The following is a 20,650-nucleotide window of genomic DNA, read 5'->3' as shown; positions in this document are numbered from 1 at the left end:
CGATGAACTTCGATCAAATTACCTCTAAAGAAAATTCGCTATTTAAAGAACTGCGTTTATTGCAGGCAACCGGATCTAAGGGTCAAAAAGCGAGAATCAGTAGTGGATGCGCTTTGCTTGAAGGGATTCATCTCGTCCAAACTTGGGTAGGTGATCCTGCATTAAAGACCATTTTTACCTCTGAGGCGGGCTTGAAGAATGCAGAAATCGCTGAAGCCGTTTATTCACAAATAGAAATCTGTCCTGATACCAAGGTTTATCAATTGGATAGCGCTTTATGGGATTTGCTGAGTGATCTGGTGAACGCCCCTCATATTGCAGGATTATTGGAGCTACCCAAATCTTCTTTGGTAGCAGCTCAATCCCTTGCGAATTTAGATGGGGATGTCGTGATTTTGGATCGCATTCAGGATGCGGGTAACGTTGGCACTATTCTGCGCACGGCCGCAGCTGCTGGGTTTACGCAAATCATTGCCTTATCGGGTTGTGCTCACCTTTGGTCTAGCAAGGTTTTACGAGCAGGGATGGGGGCCCACCGTTTATTGGATCTGTATGAGGGCTGGACCAATCAACAGGTTTTAAGTGCAGTAACGGCACCGCTGATGGCTGCAACTGCAGAAGCAGAGCAAGACCTGTTTACTTTAAAGCAAGAATTGCTAAATCCAGTGGCTTGGGTAATGGGAAGTGAAGGTCAAGGTGTGTCCGATGATCTGCTTGCTCAGGCAAAAGGGGTTTCTATACCAATTGATCCACGAGTCGAGTCACTCAATGTTTCTACCGCAGCCGCTATTTGCTTATTTGAAACAATGCGCGTGAGACGCACCTGAGCTCAGCAAGAAAACTATCCGAGGATGGTTTTATCCGACTTGATGGCTTGCAATACGGTGGTAGCAATTTCTTCAATGGATTTACTTGTAGTCATCACCCACGGAATCGATTGTTTTTTCATCATCGCCGTTGCTTCGTTAATTTCATAACGGCAATTTTCAAGCTTGGCATAGTTGCTGCCCGGACGTCGTTCATTACGAATTTCCGAGAGGCGTTCAGCGTCAATCATCAGGCCAAAGATTTTTTGGCGATAAGGCACCAGATCTTTGGGCAACTGACCTCGCTCAAAATCCTCCGGAATTAATGGGTAATTGGCGGCTTTTAGGCCATATTGCATAGCAAGATAGAGACTGGTTGGTGTTTTACCCACTCGAGATATCCCGACCAAAATCACGTCAGCCTCAGCTAAGTTTTGGTTGGATTGCCCATCATCATGTGCCAAAGAGTAGTTGATTGCCTCAATTCGGTTTTTATAGGCCTCGGTGTCAGCATTGTGGTGCAGGCGGTTCATGGCATGAGTCGATTTCATGCCAAGGGCAGCCTCAAGAGGGGCTACGAATGTCTGAAACATGTCCAAAATTAGGCCATTGGCCTTGGCGACGATGGAGTTGAGCTCAGCATTCACCAAGGTGGTGAAAACAATGGGTTGAACCCCATATTTACTGGCGGCCTGGTTAATGCTGCTGACAGCCTCATGAGCCTTGTCAACACTATCTACAAACGGGATCCGAATATGCTTAAAACTGGCCTCAAATTGCGCCAAAATCGACTGGCTGAAGTTCTCGGCGGTAATGCCTGTGCCGTCAGAGACAATAAAAACAATACGGGTTTCGGTAGACATCAATTTGGCCTAAATGTGAGGGTCAGAACTACAATAGAATCATATTAAATGAAGTCGCATTTTAGGCGACCGCTTGACCAGTTTCCTTATCTTTAGAGAGTATTTTATGTCCAACCAACAGCAACAAAATAGCAGTATGGCTAATGCCTATGTTTTGCCTTTTGAGCAACTTCGAATGACAGATGTTGAGTCAGTCGGCGGTAAAAATGCGTCCTTAGGTGAAATGATTTCACAACTTGCTTCAACCGGGGTTCGTGTACCAACTGGTTTTGCAACAACGGCATTAGCGTTCCGTGATTTTTTACAACACAATAATTTGACTGAGCGCATTCAAAAGCGTTTGGAAGGTCTCAATATTGATGATGTACGCGCTCTAGCTCAAGCTGGTGCAGAGATTCGTCAATGGATTGAAACAGCGCCATTTCAGCCAAAGCTTGAGGAAGATATTCGTAAAGCATTCGCTACCTTAGATGATTCTGGCAAAGGCTCTTTTGCTGTTCGCTCATCCGCTACTGCAGAAGACTTGCCTGATGCCTCATTTGCAGGTCAGCAAGAAACTTTCTTGAACGTGGAAGGTATTGAGGATGTTTTAAAGAAGATTCGTGAAGTTTTTGCGTCCCTCTATAACGATCGCGCCATCTCCTACCGCGTTCATAAGGGCTTTGCTCACGAAGAAGTTGCCTTATCTGCTGGTATTCAACGCATGGTGCGCTCGGACTTAGGCGCTTCTGGTGTGATGTTCACGTTGGATACGGAATCTGGTTTTGAGGATGTAGTGTTCATTACCTCTAGCTATGGTTTGGGTGAAACGGTTGTACAAGGTGCTGTTAATCCAGATGAGTTTTATGTATTTAAGACCACATTAGCGCAAGGTAAGAAAGCAATCATTCGTCGTACCTTGGGTTCTAAGTTGATTCAAATGCAATTTGCACCAAAGGGTTCAGCTGAGAAAGTGCAAACAGTCGATGTCACGCCCGAGAAACGTAATCGTTTTTCATTAGAGGATGCAGACATTACTGAGTTAGCAAAGTACGCCGTCATCATTGAGAAGCACTATGGCCGCCCAATGGATATTGAGTGGGGTAAAGATGGTCAAGATGGACGCATCTACATTTTGCAAGCGCGTCCTGAGACGGTAAAGAGCCAAGCGGCTGGTCAAGTCGAGATGCGTTACAAGCTCAAAGGTAGCTCTAAGGTATTGGCAAAAGGTCGTGCGATTGGTCAAAAGATTGGTGCTGGTCCAGTGCGCATCATTCGCGATCCGAGCGAAATGGATCGAGTGCAGCCTGGCGACGTTTTAGTTGCAGATATGACTGACCCGAACTGGGAGCCAGTAATGAAGCGCGCCTCTGCGATTGTGACCAACCGCGGTGGTCGTACTTGCCACGCGGCGATCATTGCCCGTGAGTTAGGTGTGCCTGCAGTAGTGGGTTGCGGTGATGCCACCGAGCAATTACAAGATGGCATGGTGGTGACTGTCTCTTGTGCGGAGGGTGATGAAGGCCATATATATGATGGCTTGATTGAAACTGAGGTGACTGAAGTTTCTCGTGGTGCATTGCCAGATATTCCTGTGAAGATCACGATGAATATCGGTAACCCACAATTAGCGTTTGATTTCTGCCAATTGCCAAATGCAGGTGTTGGATTGGCGCGTTTAGAGTTCATCATCAATAACTACATTGGTGTACATCCACGCGCAGTATTAGAGTATCCAAACATTGATCCTGATCTCAAGCGCGCTGTTGAGAGTGTTGCTCGCGGCTATGCAAGCCCACGTCAATTCTATGAAGATAAATTGGTTGAAGGTGTAGCCACCATTGCTGCCGCTTTTTATCCAAAGCCAGTAATCGTGCGCTTGTCTGACTTTAAGTCAAACGAGTACAAGAAACTCATTGGCGGATCGCGTTATGAGCCCGATGAAGAAAATCCAATGTTAGGTTTCCGTGGCGCATCCCGCTACGTGTCAGAAGAGTTCGGCGAAGCATTTGAATTGGAATGTGCTGCGATGAAGCGTGTCCGTGAAGACATGGGTCTTGATAACGTTGAGATCATGGTTCCATTTGTACGCACTATCAAGCAAGCAGAGCGCGTCATCAATATGATGGAGAAGTTTGGCCTGAAGCGTGGTGTAAATGGCTTACGCCTCATCATGATGTGTGAGATTCCATCTAACGCTATCTTGGCTGATCAGTTCTTAGAGTATTTTGACGGCTTCTCGATTGGCTCGAACGATATGACTCAGCTAACACTCGGTCTTGATCGTGACTCTGGTATGGAATTGTTGGCAATCGACTTTGATGAGCGTGATCCAGCCGTGGAGTTTATGGTTGAACGCTCAATCGTTGCTTGTCGCAAGCAAGATAAATATGTCGGTATTTGCGGTCAAGGCCCTTCCGATCATCCAGACTTCGCGCGTTGGCTAGTTGAGAAAGGCATTACTTCTATCTCACTAAACCCAGACAGCGTAGTTGAAACTTGGGAAATGCTTGGTAAGAGTTTAAAAGCCTAAGCTGTCTTAAATAGTGGTTAATAAAAAGCCTAGAGGAGACTCTAGGCTTTTTTCTTGGTTGCGACCTTTTTCGCAGGTTTCTTAGTGGCTGGATTAGTGCCCGCAGTCGCTTTAGTTTTAGACTGCTTTGCCGTTATAGCTGATAGACGATGGATTGGAACCGCCCCCATCTTTTTTGCGGGCTCAGATATCGCACTAGATTTTTGGGCTCCACTCCAGCTAGGTTCGGCAATGGAGTTAAACGCATCACGAAGTTTTTCACCCCACAAGCGATGAATCATCTGAAAGTAAGGATTTGATTCGTCTAGAGTAACGAGTTTGCTAGCTTTTAAGGAATTCTTTTCGTAGACCAACAGATCCAATGGAAGACCAACGGAGATATTACTGTTTAAGGTGGAGTCCATTGAAATCAAGGCGCACTTGGTGGCAAGATTTAATGGGGTAGAAAAATTGACCACTCGATCGAGGATGGGCTTGCCATACTTAGCTTCGCCAATTTGGAAATAGCAGGTCTCTGGAGTAGCTTCAATGAAATTACCTGCGGAATAGATGTTGAATAAGCGAGGCCTCTCATCTTTTACTTGGCCACCAAAGATCAGATTGCAGTTGAAATCAATTCCGGCTTTTTCAAGCGCCTTGTGATCTCGATCATAGACTTGCTTGACCGCCTCGCCAATGACAACGGCAGCGTCATGCGAGTTCTCCACATTCCAAAGATTTTTGCCATGGAAGAGTTGGCCTTGTAGCAGAATTTCTTTAACTGCTTGGGTGACGGCAAGATTGCCAGCGCTCATCATGGCAAAGAAGCGATCACCATCCTTCTGGAATAAGGCCATTTTCCGAAATGTCCCTATTTGATCAACTCCAGCATTCGTGCGGGTGTCCGATAAAAATACAAGGCCATCTTTTAGGCAGAGCCCAACGCAATACGTCATATACACAATTCCTCAATAATTTTGACCATTATTACTTAAGCCCTAAGCAAGAGCGTTGAATAATTAGGATAACTGCTGAATCGAGATATTCGCACTCAGTTCTTCGCCAATACCGCCAGTGCGAACACCTTTGACTGGGGCTGCAGAATAGTAATCGCAACCAATAGCTAAGCGTACATGTCGAGCATCAGTCAAGCAGGCGTGAGTAATGTCTACACTATTCCAGACGCCATTATCAATATCACTGCAAAAATCAATCCAGGCATGACTTGCTAAATTAGGGGATTCCTCGGCGAAAAAGTAGCCACTAACGTATCGTGCTGGTATTTGTGCTGCTCTACAAAGGCTTAGCATTACATGTGCATGATCTTGGCAAACGCCAGACCGCATGGCAAAGGATTGGGCTGCCGTTGTAGCAAAGTTCGTTTTGCCGGGGGCATATTCAATCGCGCCTTGTACTGCAGATGCTAGCTTGAGAATCTCATCAATGTTGTTTTTCTTGGGTAGTGAAGCTGAGAAAAAGTCCATCATTTCCTCAGAAGGCTCTGTCAAGCGTGTTTGCTGCAGAAGGTAGTAAGGTGAGACAGCCTTAGGGTCGTCAGCGTACTTGTGCGCATCTTGGGTGAAGATCTCACCATCGGCCTCGATCATCATCGATGTGTATGAGGCCTCTTGAACAAATATGCTGCATAGATTGCTGAAGGCATCTACAGAGTTTGAGGCTTTAATTGGTGTATTAATCTTCCAGCGCTCTACTTCTTGTCCTGCAGTAGTAGGTGGAGTCAGGCGTAACTCTTGAATGGAGTAGCGCACTGGAGTTTCATATCGATATTCGGTGCGGTGTCGTATTTTTAGGTGCATAGGTGTATTGTTCTAAGCCACAGCTAAGGGAATCAGATAGGCACTACTGAATTCATCGGCGATGTGATTGATTCGCTCTAAAAAGCTCTCGATAAATTCCTCGAGCCCTTGCTCAAATACTTCATCAACATCGGAATAATCTAAACTCGCTTTTAGCTTTCCAAGTAAACGTTCAATCTCTTTGGATTGCTGATTTTTAACCTCAGAAACTAAGGGAATTAATTCGTTCACGCAACATACTAACGAGCGCGGCATTTGCTTATTAAAAATCAACAGCTCTGCCACTTGTTTTGGAGTAACTTGATCCGAGTAAATTTGACGATAAATTTCAAAGGCAGACACTGATCTCAATAAGGCTGCCCAGTGATAAAAATCAAAAAACTCCCCGCTTGAATCTTCTTCAATTGCCCGAGTCTTGCCTAGTGCTGTCAGCGCTTCCTGATCCTCGTATTTTGTTTCTAAAATACGGGCTGTATTATCAGCCCGCTCTAGTAATGTGCCGACATCAATAAAATAGAAAGATTCATTTTTGATCATCGTGCCATGCATCACCCCTCTAAACAAATGGCAACGGTGTTTAACCCATTCCAGCAGTCTGCTTGGATCGGCTTGATGTCGAGTTTGCAGAATGCGTTGCAATTCTAGCCATGTGGTGTTTTGTGTTTCCCATACCTCAGAGGTGATCTTTCCGCGTATGACTCGAGCATTCTCGCGCGCAGCGAAGAGGCACGAAACAATGCTGGATGGGTTGCTAGTTTCATAAATCATGAAATCCAATACATTCTCGCGATTGACCACATCATATTTACTCAAAAATGCATTTTCTAATTTAGAAATCGTGAGTAATTTTTTCCAGCTTTGTTCCAAGAATTCTGGTGGCTGGGGTAATAAGGAGGTTTGGTGGTTTACATCGAGCATGCGGGCGGTATTTTCCGCACGCTCTGTGTATCGCGCCATCCAGTAAAGGCAGTCAGCAGTGCGGCTCAACATGGCTTATTCCTCCAATACCCAGGTGTCTTTAGTGCCGCCACCCTGAGAAGAGTTCACCACTAGTGAGCCTTCCTTTAGAGCGACCCGAGTAAGACCGCCGGGTACCATCTTGATGGTTTTGCCAGACAAAACAAAAGGGCGCAAATCAATGTGTCTGGGCGCTACACCTGACTCCACAAAAGTAGGGCAGGTGGAGAGGGCAAGAGTAGGTTGTGCAATATATTTGTCTGGGTTTGCGATCAAGTGCGCCCTAAATTCTTCAATCTCTGCCTTTGTAGATGCTGGCCCTACCAACATGCCGTAACCACCAGCGCCATGAGTCAGCTTAACTACCAGTTTTTCTAAATTAGCTAAGGTGTAGGCAAGATCGTCTGCTTTACGACACTGAAAAGTCGGAACATTATTCAGAATCGGTTTTTCTCCGAGATAGAACTCAATCATGTCTGGCACATAGGGGTAGATGGATTTGTCATCAGCAATACCAGTGCCTATGGCATTCGCTAGCGTGATGTTGCCCGCTCGATAGGCTGACAGCAGTCCCGCTACTCCAAGTGTGGAGTCCGAGCGGAATGCAAGTGGGTCTAAAAAGTCATCATCAACACGGCGGTAGATAACATCCACGCGCTCAGGGCCTTGAGTAGTGCGCATATACACCTGCTCGTTTTTGACAAATAGGTCTTTGCCTTCAACTAGCTCTACGCCCATCTGCTGCGCTAAATAGCTATGCTCAAAATAAGCAGAGTTATACATACCGGGAGTCAAAACTACAACATTCGGTTTTTTAACATCATCGGGTTTTACAGATTTGAGGCACTCTAATAAAAGGTCTGGGTAATGCTCTACTGGAGCGATACGGTATTTTTGAAATAGGTCAGGGAAAAGCCGCATCATCATTTTGCGGTCTTCAACCATGTAAGAGACTCCGGATGGCACGCGCAAGTTGTCTTCAAGCACGTAGAATTCGCCTTCACCTGCTCTGACAATATCGATACCGGCAATCTGTGCATAAATATCACGCGGTACATTGACATTGCGCATATCAGGACGGTATTGCGCATTATTGAAAATTTGTTCTGCTGGAACAATACCAGCCTTAATAATTTCTTCATCGTGGTAGACGTCGTAGATGAAGCGATTGAGTGCTTTGACCCGTTGTCTTAATCCGGCCTCGAGCTGTTCCCACTCCTTGGCTGCAAAGATGCGAGGAACTTGGTCGAACGGAATGGTTCTCTCGGCGCCCAGATCGTCTCCATAGACTGCAAACGTAATGCCGACACGTCTAAAGATCAGGTCAGCCTCAGCACGTTTGAGACCCATAAGGGTATCGCTTTGCTGTTTCAACCAATTATGAAAAATTTGGTAGTGGGGGCGCGCTTTGCCAGAGGCATCAAGCATTTCATCAAAAGGCAGTGTCATGCCTATTAAGCTAATGCCTGTAGAAAAGCCAAAATCTGGAAATTGAAACAGCTTGGTGCCGTGTTGCACCAGACAAGTGCACCGTGCTCAAATCCTGGTCTTTAGGCGTTGAGGTCGCCCCGGGCAATCCTGCCTTTTTGTACTTCCCATTCGCGCTCTTTAGTAGCAGCGCGCTTGTCATGTTGTTTCTTGCCTCTTGCTAAACCAATCTCACATTTCACTCGACCTTTGGAGAAATGCAGATTTAGGGGAACTAGTGTGTAGCCTTTTTGTTCTACTTTGCCAATCAGCTTACGAATCTCGATTGCGTTTAATAGTAGTTTTCTGGTTCGGACGTTATCTGGAACAATATGAGTGGAGGCGGAAAGCAGGGGGGTAATATGGCAACCAATCAGAAATAGCTCCGCCTTGCGTATCACTACATACGCTTCCTTGATGTGCACTCGGCCTGCGCGGATGGCTTTTACTTCCCAGCCCTCCAAGACTAGCCCTGCCTCAAAGCGCTCCTCGATAAAATAATCGAAGAAGGCTTTTTTGTTATCGACGATACTCATATTTATTTAGCTTCCAACAACGATTATGGCAGACGTCTACAAGACCGTTTTAATTGGCCAATCAGCTGACCGAATGTATGGTTTGGTGACTGATGTAGCGCGATACCCCGAGTTCCTGCCCTGGTGCGGGGGAGTGGAAATCTTTGAGCAGACTGAAACCGTTTTGGACGCCAAAATCAATATCAACTTTAAGGGAATTAATCAGTTTTTCCATACCCGGAATGTGAATCATCGACCCGAAACCATTGATATGGTATTTGTGGATGGGCCATTTAAGCATTTTTCAGGCCAATGGAATTTCATTCCCCTGCGTGAAGATGCATGCAAGGTGGAATTCAAATTGCATTGGGAGTTTAAAAGTGTGATTTTGGACAAAATTATTGGACCTGTTTTTGGTCATATCGCCGGAACATTTGTGGACTGCTTTGTGAAGCGCGCAGAAGAGCTCTATGGTTGATCAAGTGCTCAATATTTGGCTTTGTGATGCAAGAGCGGGCGAACCCAATCTCAAGCCATTCGAGCTTGTCATCAAGTCGGATGAGAGTCCGACGGTTGGACTTGCCCTAGTAAAAGCAGGATTGGTATTTAGCCAAGACGATCCAGCTCTAGCCAGAAAGGGCTGTTTTGGGGTTTTTGGGAAGCGCAAGGACTGGGATAGCCCCATTTATGAAGGAGACCGTCTAGAGCTGTACTCTCCTTTGTTAATCGACCCTAAAGCGGTCCGCCGTAAGAAGGCTAACCAGAACCAGGACGCCAAATTCCAGGCTGCGGCAGCCAAAAGGAGGGCTAGGAGGCTATAATCTGTTTTTGCGACTAGGGGTTTTGCATGCGACTCATTCAAAAAGCACTCACTTTTGACGATGTGCTCCTCGTACCGGCTTATTCATCGGTACTCCCTCGAGATGCCAGTCTGGCTAGTAAATTAACTCGGGATATCTCACTAAACACGCCGTTAGTATCTGCTGCGATGGATACCGTAACAGAAGGTCGTTTGGCAATTGCCATGGCCAGTGAGGGTGGTATCGGTATTGTTCATAAAAACTTGAAGCCCTCCGAGCAAGCTCGTGAAGTGGCAAAAGTAAAGCGTTATGAGTCTGGTGTTCTGCGAGATCCGATCACAATCAGCCCCGATGTGACAGTGCGTCAAGTGATTCAGCTATCGCGTGAGCATGGTTTCTCTGGTTTCCCAGTTTTAGTCGGCAAAGAAGTTGTTGGCATTATCACTAACCGTGATTTGCGCTTTGAAGAAGACTTGGATGCGCCAGTAAAAAACAAGATGACTCCACGTGAGCGTTTAGTGACTGTAAAAGAGGGTGCCTCATTAGAGGAAGCAAAACGCTTGATGAGTCAGCATCGCTTAGAGCGAGTGCTTGTTGTTAATGACAAATTTGAATTGCGCGGCCTAATCACTGTTAAAGATATTCTGAAGGCGACTGAACACCCGAATGCATGTAAAGACAGCGAAGGTAAGCTCCGCGTGGGTGCGGCTGTTGGCGTGGGTCCAGATAATGATGAGCGTATCGAGCTATTAGTACGCGCTGGCGTTGACGTGATTGTGGTGGATACCGCTCACGGTCATAGTCAAGGCGTCCTCGATCGCGTTAAATGGGTTAAGAAGAACTATCCGCAGGTGCAAGTCATTGGCGGCAATATTGCCACGGGTGAAGCGGCAAAAGCGCTGGCTGATCACGGTGCTGATGGTGTGAAAGTGGGAATTGGCCCTGGCTCAATTTGTACTACTCGTATTGTGGCTGGTGTTGGTGTTCCTCAGATTTCGGCAATCGTGAATGTTGCGACTGCGCTCAAGGGCACCGGGATTCCGCTGATTGCTGATGGTGGTATTCGCTATTCTGGAGACGTAGCTAAAGCATTGGCTGCCGGTGCGAGTGCTGTCATGATGGGCGGCATGTTTGCAGGTACTGAAGAAGCTCCAGGAGAGGTGTTCTTGTACCAAGGACGCTCTTACAAGAGTTATCGCGGTATGGGTTCTTTGGGCGCGATGGCTGATGGTTCGGCCGATCGTTATTTCCAAAGCGATATTGTTGCGAATGCAGAGAAGCTCGTGCCTGAAGGTATTGAAGGCCAAGTTCCTTATAAAGGTAGCGTGCTTGCCATCTTGCATCAATTGACAGGTGGTATTCGTTCCTCCATGGGTTATCTGGGTTGCAAGACAATTGCTGAACTGCATGAAAAAGCCAATTTTGTGGAAATTACATCAGCGGGTGTGCGTGAGTCGCATGTGCATGATGTGAAGATCACTAAGGAAGCGCCTAACTACCATATTGATTAAAAATAAATAAACGCTGACTTAAAGAGTGATTGTTTCGTGCACGACAAAATACTGATTCTCGACTTTGGTTCACAAGTAACTCAATTAATTGCAAGACGTGTGCGGGATGGTCGGGTGTATTCAGAGATACACCCCTATGATTGCGATCCAGAATTCATTCGCAAGTTCATTCAAGAGCAAGGCGGCAAAGGAATCATCCTCTCAGGTGGACCAAGCTCAGTTACAGAGGCTGGAAGTCCACGAGCACCGCAAATTGTTTTTGAACTCGGCGTTCCTGTATTAGGCATCTGCTACGGTATGCAAACCATGGCTACTCAGTTGGGTGGCGCGGTTGCATCCGCTGAGTCACTTGGTAAGGCACGTGAATTCGGATACTCCGAAGTGCGCGCACATGGACACACAAATCTACTCAAAGGCATACAAGATTTTTCTACTAGTGAAGGTCATGGCATTCTGAAGGTGTGGATGAGTCATGGTGACTCAGTAACCACATTGCCACCAGAGTTCTCATTAATGGCCTCGACAGATTCCTGTCCGATCGCAGGTATGGCAGATGAGAAGCGTCGCTTCTATGCATTCCAGTTTCACCCTGAAGTAACCCACACCATTCAAGGAGCTGCCATTCTGGAGCGCTTTGTACATCAGATCTGTGGCTGCAAGCCAGATTGGGTGATGGGCGACTATATTGCGGAAGCGGTTGAACATATTCGTAAGCAGGTTGGCGATGAAGAGGTGATCCTCGGCTTATCTGGTGGCGTCGACTCGAGCGTTGCCGCCGCATTGATTCACCGTGCTATTGGCGATCAATTGACTTGTGTATTTGTAGATCATGGCCTGCTTCGTCTCAATGAAGGCGACATGGTGATGGAGATGTTTGCGCGCAATCTAGGCGTGAAGGTGATTCGAGTGGATGCAAAAGACACCTTTATGTCTAAGCTTGCTGGTGTTGCTGATCCAGAGGCTAAGCGAAAAATTATTGGCAAAGAATTTGTGGAGATTTTTCAGACTGAGTCTGGAAAGATCAAGAATGCAAAGTGGTTGGCGCAAGGCACCATCTATCCTGATGTGATTGAATCTGCTGGTAAAGGTAAAAAAGGTGCCCATACTATTAAGAGCCACCACAACGTAGGCGGTCTGCCTGAAGATATGCATCTGAAGTTGCTCGAGCCTTTGCGTGAGCTCTTTAAAGATGAAGTGCGTGAGCTTGGTGTCGCCTTAGGATTACCGCGTGAAATGGTTTACCGCCATCCTTTCCCTGGACCAGGCCTTGGTGTTCGTATTTTGGGTGAAGTCAAAGCGGAGTTTGCTAGTCTCTTGCAAAGAGCGGATGCGATTTTTATTGAAGAGTTGCGCAATACGATTGATGAAGTTAGCCAAAAATCTTGGTATGACTTGACCAGTCAAGCATTTGCGGTATTTTTGCCAGTGAAGTCAGTGGGTGTAATGGGTGATGGTAGAACCTATGAATACGTTGTTGCACTCAGAGCCGTTCAAACTCAAGACTTTATGACTGCACATTGGGCGCATTTGCCGCATGATTTACTTGGCAAGGTTTCCAATCGCATCATTAATGAAGTGCGCGGCATCAATCGCGTTGTTTACGATATCAGTGGAAAACCTCCTGCTACGATCGAGTGGGAATAAGTATCGGCTTTTAGATGACTGAGTTACGCCAAGCCGCCCTTGAAATTTTGGCAATAACTGATCCACAGATCAAGGTTAGTCTAATATTTCAGTTGTTTGATGGCTATCAACAACAAGGTCTGAAAATTGATAGTGCTGCAATCTATGATGGCGCAAATCTTCAGCTTCCTGGTCGACCACAAAAACCAGAGTTAGTTCCCCCTCTAGAGGTGCCTAAAAGAAAGATGGATACGGCTGAGGGCCGGGCATCTCTGCTGCATTCATTAGCGCATATTGAATTTAATGCTATTAATCTCGCGCTAGATGCTATTTGGCGGTTTCCAGAAATGCCGGAGCAATACTATGCAGATTGGTTAAAAGTGGCCAAAGAAGAGGCCTATCATTTCACTCTCATTAATGAATATCTTCAAACCATTGGATATTCTTATGGCGACTTTCAGGCCCACAATAGTTTGTGGGAGATGGTGGAAAGAACACAAGATTCCGTCATTGCCAGAATGGCCTTGGTGCCCAGGACCATGGAGGCGAGAGGCCTTGATGCTGTGCCGATGATTCGTGATCGATTTAAACAAGTAAAAGATGCACGCGCCGTCGAAATTCTTGAAATTATTCTCCGCGACGAGATTGGACATGTTTCTATTGGCAATCATTGGTTTAATTATTTATGTAACAAGGCGGCCATATCCCCAATTTCAACTTATCGAGATTTAGCAAGGCAATACCGCGCTCCAAAAATGAGAGGCCCATTCAATCTGGATGCTCGCAAGCAAGCGGGATTTACGGTTGAAGAATTAAGTTTGCTTGGGGTATAGTTGGTTTAGTAGATCTATGGAGGAAATATGAATTTATCTCGTCGTTTATTCATCACTTCAGCCGCTTTGGCGCCAGTAGCATGTGGTGTGCCATTAGGTTATGAGCGCGGTACTCCCGTTGCGCAACCCAATCCACTACCACCCGTTCGCCCACCGAAAGTGGGGCAAGAGTGGACCTATATCAAACGGGATGTGTTTGATGGTAAAAATCTCGGTTTAGTTACTGAGCGAGTAGCCAGTGTTGGGTCAACTATTGTGATTGAGCGTTTGGATGAGAGCGGCGGTAGATTGGCGAATGAAATCCAGGGTCCTTGGGGTGTGGTTCAGACCGATCCTCAGTGGCCAAAAGTAGTGAGCTTTAGCCCTGCGATACCATTGTGGCCTCAAGAGTTGAGTGCTACCTGGAACAAGCAATTTATTACTAAATATAAATTAGCAGGATATCCAGACTCAGCCTACAGTTGGCAGGAGTATATGAGCGCCCATGGTTGGGAGCAGATTACTGTTCCCGCTGGAACCTTTCTCACCTTGCGTTACCAAAGCCTAGTTAATTACGAGAGTAATGACGACAATAAAGTCAATTGCATTCGCAAAGAAACGGTTTGGTTTGCGCCGAGCATTGGTCGCTGGGTTGCACGTGAGTCTTCTGGTTCATACATGATTCAAGGTCAGCTCGGAACTCCCAATTTAGAAGATAGTTTGCAGTGGCAGTTGACCGCTTACAATTGATTCTTTGGAGAGTCTTTCTATCCATCACCCTATCAACATTGTTGGTGGGGTGTATTTCTTCACAATCCTTTCCCGATGGTCCAGCTCTAGCGCAGCCTATTCCTGCTCCAACAGTTAGGGCTCCAAAGCTTGGCCAAGAATGGGTATACCAAGTACGCAATGTCTTTAACCAAGAGGTTGTTGACACCGTAACCGAGAAGATTATTTCTGTAGGTGATGTGATTCGGATTCAGCGTACGGGCGTTAAAGCAGGCTCACTTCCAGACGAAGTTCAGTCGCCATGGGGATATGTTTTGCAGGACCCTCATTGGAGTCCTGCGCAAAAATTTCAACAACCTATTCCTTTATGGCCAACACAGTTGCAAGCAGGGTGGAATGCTTTTTATAAATCGCGTTATGAGGTGGTATCAAATCCAGGGAGCAGTTTTTACTGGGGCCTCAATATGACGGCATTGGGTTGGGAGCAAATATCTACAGCAGCAGGCCGTTTCCTCACTCTTCATTACCATAATGAAATCCCGTATTTTGAAAGCAATGACTTATTTAGGGTGATGAATATTCGTGAGGAGGATGTTTGGTTCTCCCCAGAAATCGGTCGTTGGGTCATACGTAGAGGGTCTGGGCGCTACATCACGCCAGGTGTCTTTTGGTCCAATGCTTACTGGGAAGACTATTGGCAGTGGGAGCTAGTCTCCTGGAAGTAAGCAATACGCTTAAAATGAGCGTATTGCTATGTATACCGTAAAAGAACTTTTTCCGACACTCCAAGGCGAGGGTGCGCACGCTGGTCGTGCTGCTGTATTTTGCCGTTTCGCTGGATGTAATTTGTGGAGCGGTCGCGAAGAAGATCGCGCTAGTGCGGTTTGTCAATTTTGCGATACTGATTTTGTGGGTAGCGATGGTATTGGTGGCGGTAAATTCAATTCCGCACAAGATCTTGCTGGTGCAATTGAAGAATCTTGGAAAAGTACCGCAGCAGGCCCTCAACAACGTTATGTAGTCTTTACTGGCGGCGAGCCGTTATTGCAGTTGGATGAAGATCTTATCGATGCACTTCATCAAAAAGGTTTTGAGGTGGCCGTTGAAACGAATGGCACTATTAAAGTTCCTAAGGGTGTGGATTGGGTATGTGTCAGCCCAAAGGCAGGATCAGATCTCATCGTTCTTCAAGCCAATGAGTTGAAATTGGTAGTGCCGCAAGTTGGACATGATTCTCTTGAAAAATTGATGTCTCGGTTTGAGAAAATGGATTACCGTAACCGATTCTTGCAGCCCATTGATGGACCAAACCTAAAGAGCAATACCGAATTGGCTGTAGCCTTGTGCCAAAAGCGTCCATTATGGAGATTAAGTATTCAATCGCATAAACTGATTGGAATTCGATAAATAGGGCGTTTTCTACGGCCAAGCTTTTAATAAATCTGAATGACTAAAAAACCATCTAATATTTCTATTACACGTCGCCTTGAGTTTGATTCGGGCCATCGTATCCCCAATCATGATGGTCAATGCCGACATTTGCACGGACATCGTTATGCAATTGAGGTCACCCTCACTGGTGAGGTGGCAGACCATCCCGGTAAGGCGGACGATGGCATGGTATTGGACTTTGGAGATATCAAGCGCCTTACAAACCAGTACGTGGTGGAGCCTTGGGATCATGCATTCTTGGTCGCAAAAGAAGATGAAAAATTAGTGGCATTCTTGGCGAGCCTACCAAATCACAAAACCGTGATCATGGAGCATGTGCCTACAGTAGAAAACTTAGCAAATGCCGCTTTTGCAATTTTGCAACCGGTGTTTAATCAAGCTTTTGGTGGCCGCCTTGAACTCTCAGCTGTTCGTCTTTATGAGACACCTAATTGCTGGGCAGATGTCCATCATTCATAAATGAGTCAAGCGGAACTTGATCATCAATTTATGCAGCTGGCGATTGAGCAAGCGCAGTTAGCTGCATTAGCGGGTGAAGTTCCTGTGGGTGCAGTTTTAGTGCGAGATGGTGTGGTTATTTCGAAGGCATTTAATCAGCCCATTACTCATTCCGATCCAAGTGCCCATGCTGAAATGTTAGCACTGAGGGCAGCCGCTAAGGCTGAAGAAAACTACCGTCTACCTGGCAGCACTCTGTACGTTACTTTGGAGCCCTGCACGATGTGTGCTGGCGCAATGCTTCATGCGCGGGTTGATCGTGTGGTCTATGGGGCGCCCGATCCAAAGACTGGTGCTGCCGGAAGTGTTTTGGATGTATTCTCTTCTAAACAAATTAATCATCAGACTACGGTCGAGGGTGGGGTTATGGGTGAAGAGTGTGGTCAACTGCTACGCAGCTTCTTTAAGGAGCGCAGATGAAATCCATTTATCTCATTGCCCCCTCGGGCGCTAATATCGACCCTAAAAGTCCTGAAGCAGGCATTGCCTATCTTCAAAGCCGAGGCATTGAGATTGCCAATGCTCAGTGTGTTCATCGCATTCAAGAGCGTTTTGCTGGCAGTGATGCTGAGCGTTTAAATGAATTAAATGGTTTAGCAAAAGTTGACCCAAAAAATCTAGTGATGGCGATGCGTGGTGGTTATGGCATTCATCGTTTATTGCCTGATATCGAGTGGGTCGCCATTGCTACAGCAGTGAAGAGTGGATTGCAAATTTGCGGACATAGTGACTTCACTGTTTTTGAGCTTGGTCTATTAGCAAAAACTGGTGCAGTTACGCTATCTGGCCCTATGCTCAATTATGACTTTGGTCGATTTGATGAGAATGGCAAGTTGATTGCGCCAGATTCATTTATGTGGAAGCATTTCGTATCAGCCGTACAAGACCGCAAGTTAGATTGTCAAATTCAGGCTCCACAATCATTCTTGGGTAATGCCGCCACATGTCAAATCTCGGGAATGCTTTGGGGCGGTAATTTGACTGTCATAGCCAGCCTTGTCGGAACGCCTTATTTGCCATCATCGGCACAAACGAAGAGCGGCATTTTGTTTTTAGAAGATGTTAATGAGCATCCTTACCGACTGGAAAGAATGTTAATGCAGCTTTTAGATGCCGGCATTCTACAAAATCAGTCTGCAATATTGTTGGGCGGTTTTTCTTCTTATCGTTTGTACGATAACGATAAGGGTTACAACCTTGAGCGCGCTATCGAAACCATTCGCAAGCGTTTGCCAGTACAAATTCCAATTCTGACGGACTTACCATTTGGGCATCAGGCTGATAAGCTCACTCTTCCGGTTGGGGCAAAAGCGACCCTAGAGTACAGTCCAGCCGGATTTAGTATTAAAGCTAGTTGGTAAGCGAGGCTCTTTAGGCCTCAAAACTCTTCAATATCAATTTTGCACCACCATCCAAGCCCAGTGCTTTAACTAGTACTGGCATTGCTTCGGCTAGATGCTTCTCTAGCGTCCAGGGTGGGTTAATAATGAACATGCCACTGGCTTGCAAACGACGTTCTCCCGGGGCATTTTCGACTCTTAACTCTGCGTGTAGCCAAGATCGTTTATTGGCATTTGCAATTCTCTTCATGCGCTCTGGAAGTTCTGCAGATTCTCTTCGAGAAATGGCGGGGTACCAAATTGCATAACAGCCAGTTGCAAAACGACGCAAAGCTTCTTCAATGGCGACCTCGAGATTTCGGTAATCTTGCTTATCTTCGTAAGATGGGTCAATGAGTACAAGACCGCGCCTACTAGGAGGAGGTAGCAGACCTTTTAGTCTGCTAAAACTATCTTCAGCATAGATGTCTATTTGCTTAGCTTGTTTCAGCTGGGCGACATTCTGACGCAGAATATCAATTTCTTTGGGGTGTAATTCAAATAACTTCAGACGATCTTGGGGTCGCAAGAAGCGCGCAAGAATAAATGGCGACCCTGGGTAGATCTTAATCTTGCCTGGAGCATTTTCTGCATAAACACACTCAAGGTATTGCTGAATACTTTCGGGGATGGTATTCCCGGATTCAATGAACTGCTGTAGACGAAAGATACCGCCCTCAGCCTCTTTACTAACGGTAGCAAAGCCATCTTCTAGGCTGTATATACCAGCACCAGCATGGGTATCAACAATCGTTAATGCGCTAGGCTTTTCTTGTAAATATTGAACTAGCTGAATGAGGGCGATGTGTTTCAGAATGTCAGCATGACTGCCTGCATGAAAAGCATGTCGGTAGCTAAACATCAGAATTACTCCGCTTTCTCTTGCGAGTTACCGGTCTGTGCCTTGATAAAAAATATTAGGGTGATCGACACTATCGCAATAGAAGCATATTGCAGGGGAAGATTCAATTCGAGGTCCATTACTTGGGTGTAATGGGCATAAATTGATACAAGCCCCCCAATTGCGATAAAGCGATTCCACATGGATTGGGGCTTGAGTTGTCCGTCAGGAATATAAGCGGCCAGATGGGCGCCAAGCATGCCACACCACATGCCTACCCCTGCACCTGCCAAAACATCTGTGAGCCAGTGAGCGCCAACGGCGTTGCGAGACAAACCCACAAGACTGGCGATTACAAAAAGCATCAGTAGGTGAGCGCGTTTATCTTTGGAACAAGAAAAATACAAAGCGCTTGCGATTGCAAAGGCAGTAAGGGTATGGCCTGACGGAAAGGCTTTATAGAGAAGGGGTTCGCCAATGCGGTGAAAGCTACCTTCCTCTAATAAGCCTGCTGGTCTTGGTAAGTCATAGATATTTTTAAGAATAGTGCTCGCAATTGCAGAAATGACGCCGCCCAAAATTCCAGCACTAAAGATCCGCGGCGCTAACAATAACAATGGGAATGACAGCGCAAATATTCCCCAGCCATTGCCTAAAAATGTGAGCCAAGCCCATGCAGTATCAGGTAAGGGTTGAGTAAAGCGATTGATGAATAAGAAACTGCTGCTTTGGAGTTCGCCAAAATAAATCGCCGAGGCAAGTGCAATTGGTAAAAGCGGGATAAACCAAGCTAGCGCAGGAATCGCTTTCTTGCTCATTTAGTTAGCGGCCTTTTGCCTGGTCTGCCGCTTGCAATTGAATGCTCACTTTTTCCAATACTTGAGCAACGCTAATCGCTTGCATGCAAACATTATCGTGACATGGTGTCTTGCGATGATTGGCTGCACTGACACAGGGAGAGCAAGCAAGGTTTGCGGTGATTGCAATCGAGTTGCCAACTGAACCATAGAGCGCAGGAGTTTCAGGTCCAAACAGCACTACAGTTCTGAGTGGCGTTACTGCAGAAAAGTGTCCTGGACCGGAATCATTGGTCACCATTACATCTGAGAGTGTATAGAGCGGAGGTAATTCGGCAAAGCTCACTTGGCCAGCAAAATTGAGAGCATTTTTTACATTGGCAACAAAGCGCACTTTATCAACATATACAAATTCAGCCGGTGAGCCAGTGATCAAAATCAGATCATCGGGATAGCGTTGATTGACGGCCTGAATAAGCTCAGAGAAGCGTTGTTGTGACCAGCGGCGTTGTGGCAAGAGGTCGCTAGCATTTGGATTAATCAAAATAATACGGTTTTTGCCGTAAGTAAAAGGAATGCCGGCTTCCGAAGCCTTCTTTTCAATACGAGACAGCACCTTCTTTAAAACATCAGGATTAATGACGGCTTGCTCAAGTTTTACTTCGTCGTCAGAAATATGAACCTTGCTAAAAGGAACTTCAATCTCTTTAGCAAATGCAGCATGAATAAGGGACAAAAAGTTTTTAGTAATGTGAATGTGCGGGTTGTAGTGCACTTTACGCGTCAACATAAAACCGCGCCATAAACCTTCACCATGAAAGATGTGATAGCCAACGCGTTTACGGGCACCACATAGACCTGTAAGAAGGGCGGTGAACCGTGAGAATAGCTCCAAATCGATGACGGTATCAATGCGGTGATAGCGAGCCAAAATCAAAAAGCGCAAAGTATCTTTGATGAGACCGCCGAGGCTAGAAGAGTCAATGGTGAAGATATTTTCTGGTTTGACTGTGTTGAGTAAGGTGAGACTCGCGCGATTGCTTTTAAAGATTAAGAAGAAGATCTCGGCGCCACGTGCTTGTGCATTCCGCATGGCCGGATCTACCAAAATCGCACTTCCCATTTCTGATAGCTCAATAAAGAGTAGTTTTTTAGGTGCATCAGACTCGCGACTAAAGATGCTTTTTACGCGGTCCATTAATGCCACCACAGGGCTCACAATTGCACATAGGGGTACTCCAACCCAATGATCAATTGCTCGCATAGTATTCACGCTAATAGCCATAGTTTTG

22 protein-coding genes are annotated in these 20,650 nt (G+C 46.1%); 13 read left to right on the top strand and 9 right to left on the bottom strand.

The features are described from left to right. Nucleotides 1-2: 2 nt before the first annotated feature. Entirely contained in the window at nt 3-827 is an 825-nt protein-coding gene (locus IC571_RS07570) for an RNA methyltransferase (RefSeq protein ID WP_215315726.1), read from the top strand. Between the two features lie 14 nt (nt 828-841). Here IC571_RS07570 and IC571_RS07565 read toward each other — a convergent pair whose 3' ends face one another. Beyond that, nucleotides 842-1,669, bottom strand: coding sequence for a pyruvate, water dikinase regulatory protein (locus IC571_RS07565; RefSeq protein WP_215315724.1), 828 nt, complete (start codon nt 1,667-1,669; stop codon nt 842-844). Nucleotides 1,670-1,775: 106 nt separating this feature from the next. Between IC571_RS07565 and ppsA the strand changes: the two genes are divergently transcribed. Then, on the top strand, nt 1,776-4,181 hold the full coding sequence (gene ppsA / locus IC571_RS07560) for a phosphoenolpyruvate synthase (RefSeq protein WP_215315723.1): 2,406 nt from the start codon (nt 1,776-1,778) through the stop codon (nt 4,179-4,181). 41 nt (nt 4,182-4,222) lie between these two features. Here ppsA and IC571_RS07555 read toward each other — a convergent pair whose 3' ends face one another. From IC571_RS07555 to smpB, 5 genes are all read right to left on the bottom strand, one after another. Beyond that, nucleotides 4,223-5,116, bottom strand: a complete 894-nt coding sequence (locus tag IC571_RS07555) for a peptidase (protein ID WP_215315722.1) — start codon at nt 5,114-5,116, stop codon at nt 4,223-4,225. Nucleotides 5,117-5,179: 63 nt separating this feature from the next. Further along, a complete protein-coding gene (locus IC571_RS07550; RefSeq protein ID WP_215315720.1) occupies nt 5,180-5,977 on the bottom strand; it encodes a transglutaminase family protein in 798 nt (265 codons plus the stop codon). Between the two features lie 12 nt (nt 5,978-5,989). Beyond that, the gene (locus IC571_RS07545) at nt 5,990-6,967 is read right to left on the bottom strand and encodes an alpha-E domain-containing protein (RefSeq protein WP_215315718.1); all 978 of its coding nucleotides are present in this window, start codon (nt 6,965-6,967) and stop codon (nt 5,990-5,992) included. Between the two features lie 3 nt (nt 6,968-6,970). Continuing rightward, nucleotides 6,971-8,383 (bottom strand): circularly permuted type 2 ATP-grasp protein, encoded by a 1,413-nt coding sequence (locus IC571_RS07540; protein WP_215317867.1) that lies wholly within the window; start codon nt 8,381-8,383, stop codon nt 6,971-6,973. Between the two features lie 101 nt (nt 8,384-8,484). Next, complete coding sequence (gene smpB, locus IC571_RS07535) at nt 8,485-8,937, bottom strand: SsrA-binding protein SmpB (protein ID WP_215315717.1); 453 nt, start codon at nt 8,935-8,937, stop codon at nt 8,485-8,487. Nucleotides 8,938-8,962: 25 nt separating this feature from the next. On the opposite strand from smpB, the gene IC571_RS07530 reads away from it, so the two are divergent. The 11 genes from IC571_RS07530 to IC571_RS07480 are packed head-to-tail and all read left to right on the top strand — an operon-like array spanning nt 8,963 to nt 17,702. After that, the gene (locus IC571_RS07530; RefSeq protein WP_215315715.1) at nt 8,963-9,394 is read left to right on the top strand and encodes a type II toxin-antitoxin system RatA family toxin; all 432 of its coding nucleotides are present in this window, start codon (nt 8,963-8,965) and stop codon (nt 9,392-9,394) included. Further along, nucleotides 9,387-9,737: an RnfH family protein gene (locus IC571_RS07525; protein ID WP_215315713.1), complete on the top strand. Its 351-nt coding sequence runs from the start codon at nt 9,387-9,389 to the stop codon at nt 9,735-9,737. The genes IC571_RS07530 and IC571_RS07525 overlap by 8 nt, the downstream gene beginning before the upstream one ends. Before the next feature lie 26 nt (nt 9,738-9,763). Further along, nucleotides 9,764-11,227: an IMP dehydrogenase gene (gene guaB / locus IC571_RS07520; protein WP_215315712.1), complete on the top strand. Its 1,464-nt coding sequence runs from the start codon at nt 9,764-9,766 to the stop codon at nt 11,225-11,227. 36 nt (nt 11,228-11,263) lie between these two features. Next, on the top strand, nt 11,264-12,871 hold the full coding sequence (gene guaA / locus IC571_RS07515) for a glutamine-hydrolyzing GMP synthase (RefSeq protein WP_215315710.1): 1,608 nt from the start codon (nt 11,264-11,266) through the stop codon (nt 12,869-12,871). A 14-nt stretch (nt 12,872-12,885) separates the two neighbouring features. Further along, nucleotides 12,886-13,683, top strand: a complete 798-nt coding sequence (locus IC571_RS07510) for a ferritin-like domain-containing protein (RefSeq protein ID WP_215315708.1) — start codon at nt 12,886-12,888, stop codon at nt 13,681-13,683. Between the two features lie 27 nt (nt 13,684-13,710). Next, on the top strand, nt 13,711-14,412 hold the full coding sequence (locus IC571_RS07505; RefSeq protein WP_215315707.1) for a hypothetical protein: 702 nt from the start codon (nt 13,711-13,713) through the stop codon (nt 14,410-14,412). Continuing rightward, on the top strand, nt 14,388-15,116 hold the full coding sequence (locus IC571_RS07500; RefSeq protein ID WP_215315705.1) for a hypothetical protein: 729 nt from the start codon (nt 14,388-14,390) through the stop codon (nt 15,114-15,116). The genes IC571_RS07505 and IC571_RS07500 overlap by 25 nt, the downstream gene beginning before the upstream one ends. A gap of 28 nt (nt 15,117-15,144) precedes the next feature. Further along, complete coding sequence (gene queE, locus IC571_RS07495; protein ID WP_215315703.1) at nt 15,145-15,798, top strand: 7-carboxy-7-deazaguanine synthase; 654 nt, start codon at nt 15,145-15,147, stop codon at nt 15,796-15,798. A 39-nt stretch (nt 15,799-15,837) separates the two neighbouring features. Then, on the top strand, nt 15,838-16,302 hold the full coding sequence (queD, locus tag IC571_RS07490; RefSeq protein ID WP_215315701.1) for a 6-carboxytetrahydropterin synthase QueD: 465 nt from the start codon (nt 15,838-15,840) through the stop codon (nt 16,300-16,302). Further along, a complete protein-coding gene (gene tadA / locus IC571_RS07485; protein WP_215315700.1) occupies nt 16,303-16,761 on the top strand; it encodes a tRNA adenosine(34) deaminase TadA in 459 nt (152 codons plus the stop codon). Then, complete coding sequence (locus IC571_RS07480; protein WP_215315699.1) at nt 16,758-17,702, top strand: LD-carboxypeptidase; 945 nt, start codon at nt 16,758-16,760, stop codon at nt 17,700-17,702. The genes tadA and IC571_RS07480 overlap by 4 nt, the downstream gene beginning before the upstream one ends. 10 nt (nt 17,703-17,712) lie before the next feature. On the opposite strand, the gene IC571_RS07475 is transcribed toward IC571_RS07480, so the two are convergent. The 3 genes from IC571_RS07475 to IC571_RS07465 are packed head-to-tail and all read right to left on the bottom strand — an operon-like array spanning nt 17,713 to nt 20,643. Beyond that, entirely contained in the window at nt 17,713-18,582 is an 870-nt protein-coding gene (locus IC571_RS07475; RefSeq protein WP_215315697.1) for a 23S rRNA (adenine(2030)-N(6))-methyltransferase RlmJ, read from the bottom strand. Between the two features lie 5 nt (nt 18,583-18,587). Next, complete coding sequence (locus IC571_RS07470) at nt 18,588-19,379, bottom strand: phosphatase PAP2 family protein (protein ID WP_215315696.1); 792 nt, start codon at nt 19,377-19,379, stop codon at nt 18,588-18,590. A gap of 4 nt (nt 19,380-19,383) precedes the next feature. Then, nucleotides 19,384-20,643 carry a glycosyltransferase family 9 protein gene (locus tag IC571_RS07465; RefSeq protein WP_215315695.1) on the bottom strand — a complete coding sequence of 420 codons (1,260 nt, stop codon included), beginning with the start codon at nt 20,641-20,643 and terminating at the stop codon, nt 19,384-19,386. Between the last annotated feature and the right edge of the window lie 7 nt (nt 20,644-20,650).

Origin of the sequence: Polynucleobacter sp. MWH-UH2A (genome assembly GCF_018687195.1) — a bacterium.
GTDB lineage: Bacteria > Pseudomonadota > Gammaproteobacteria > Burkholderiales > Burkholderiaceae > Polynucleobacter.
This window is presented reverse-complemented; position numbering and strand designations above follow the sequence as displayed.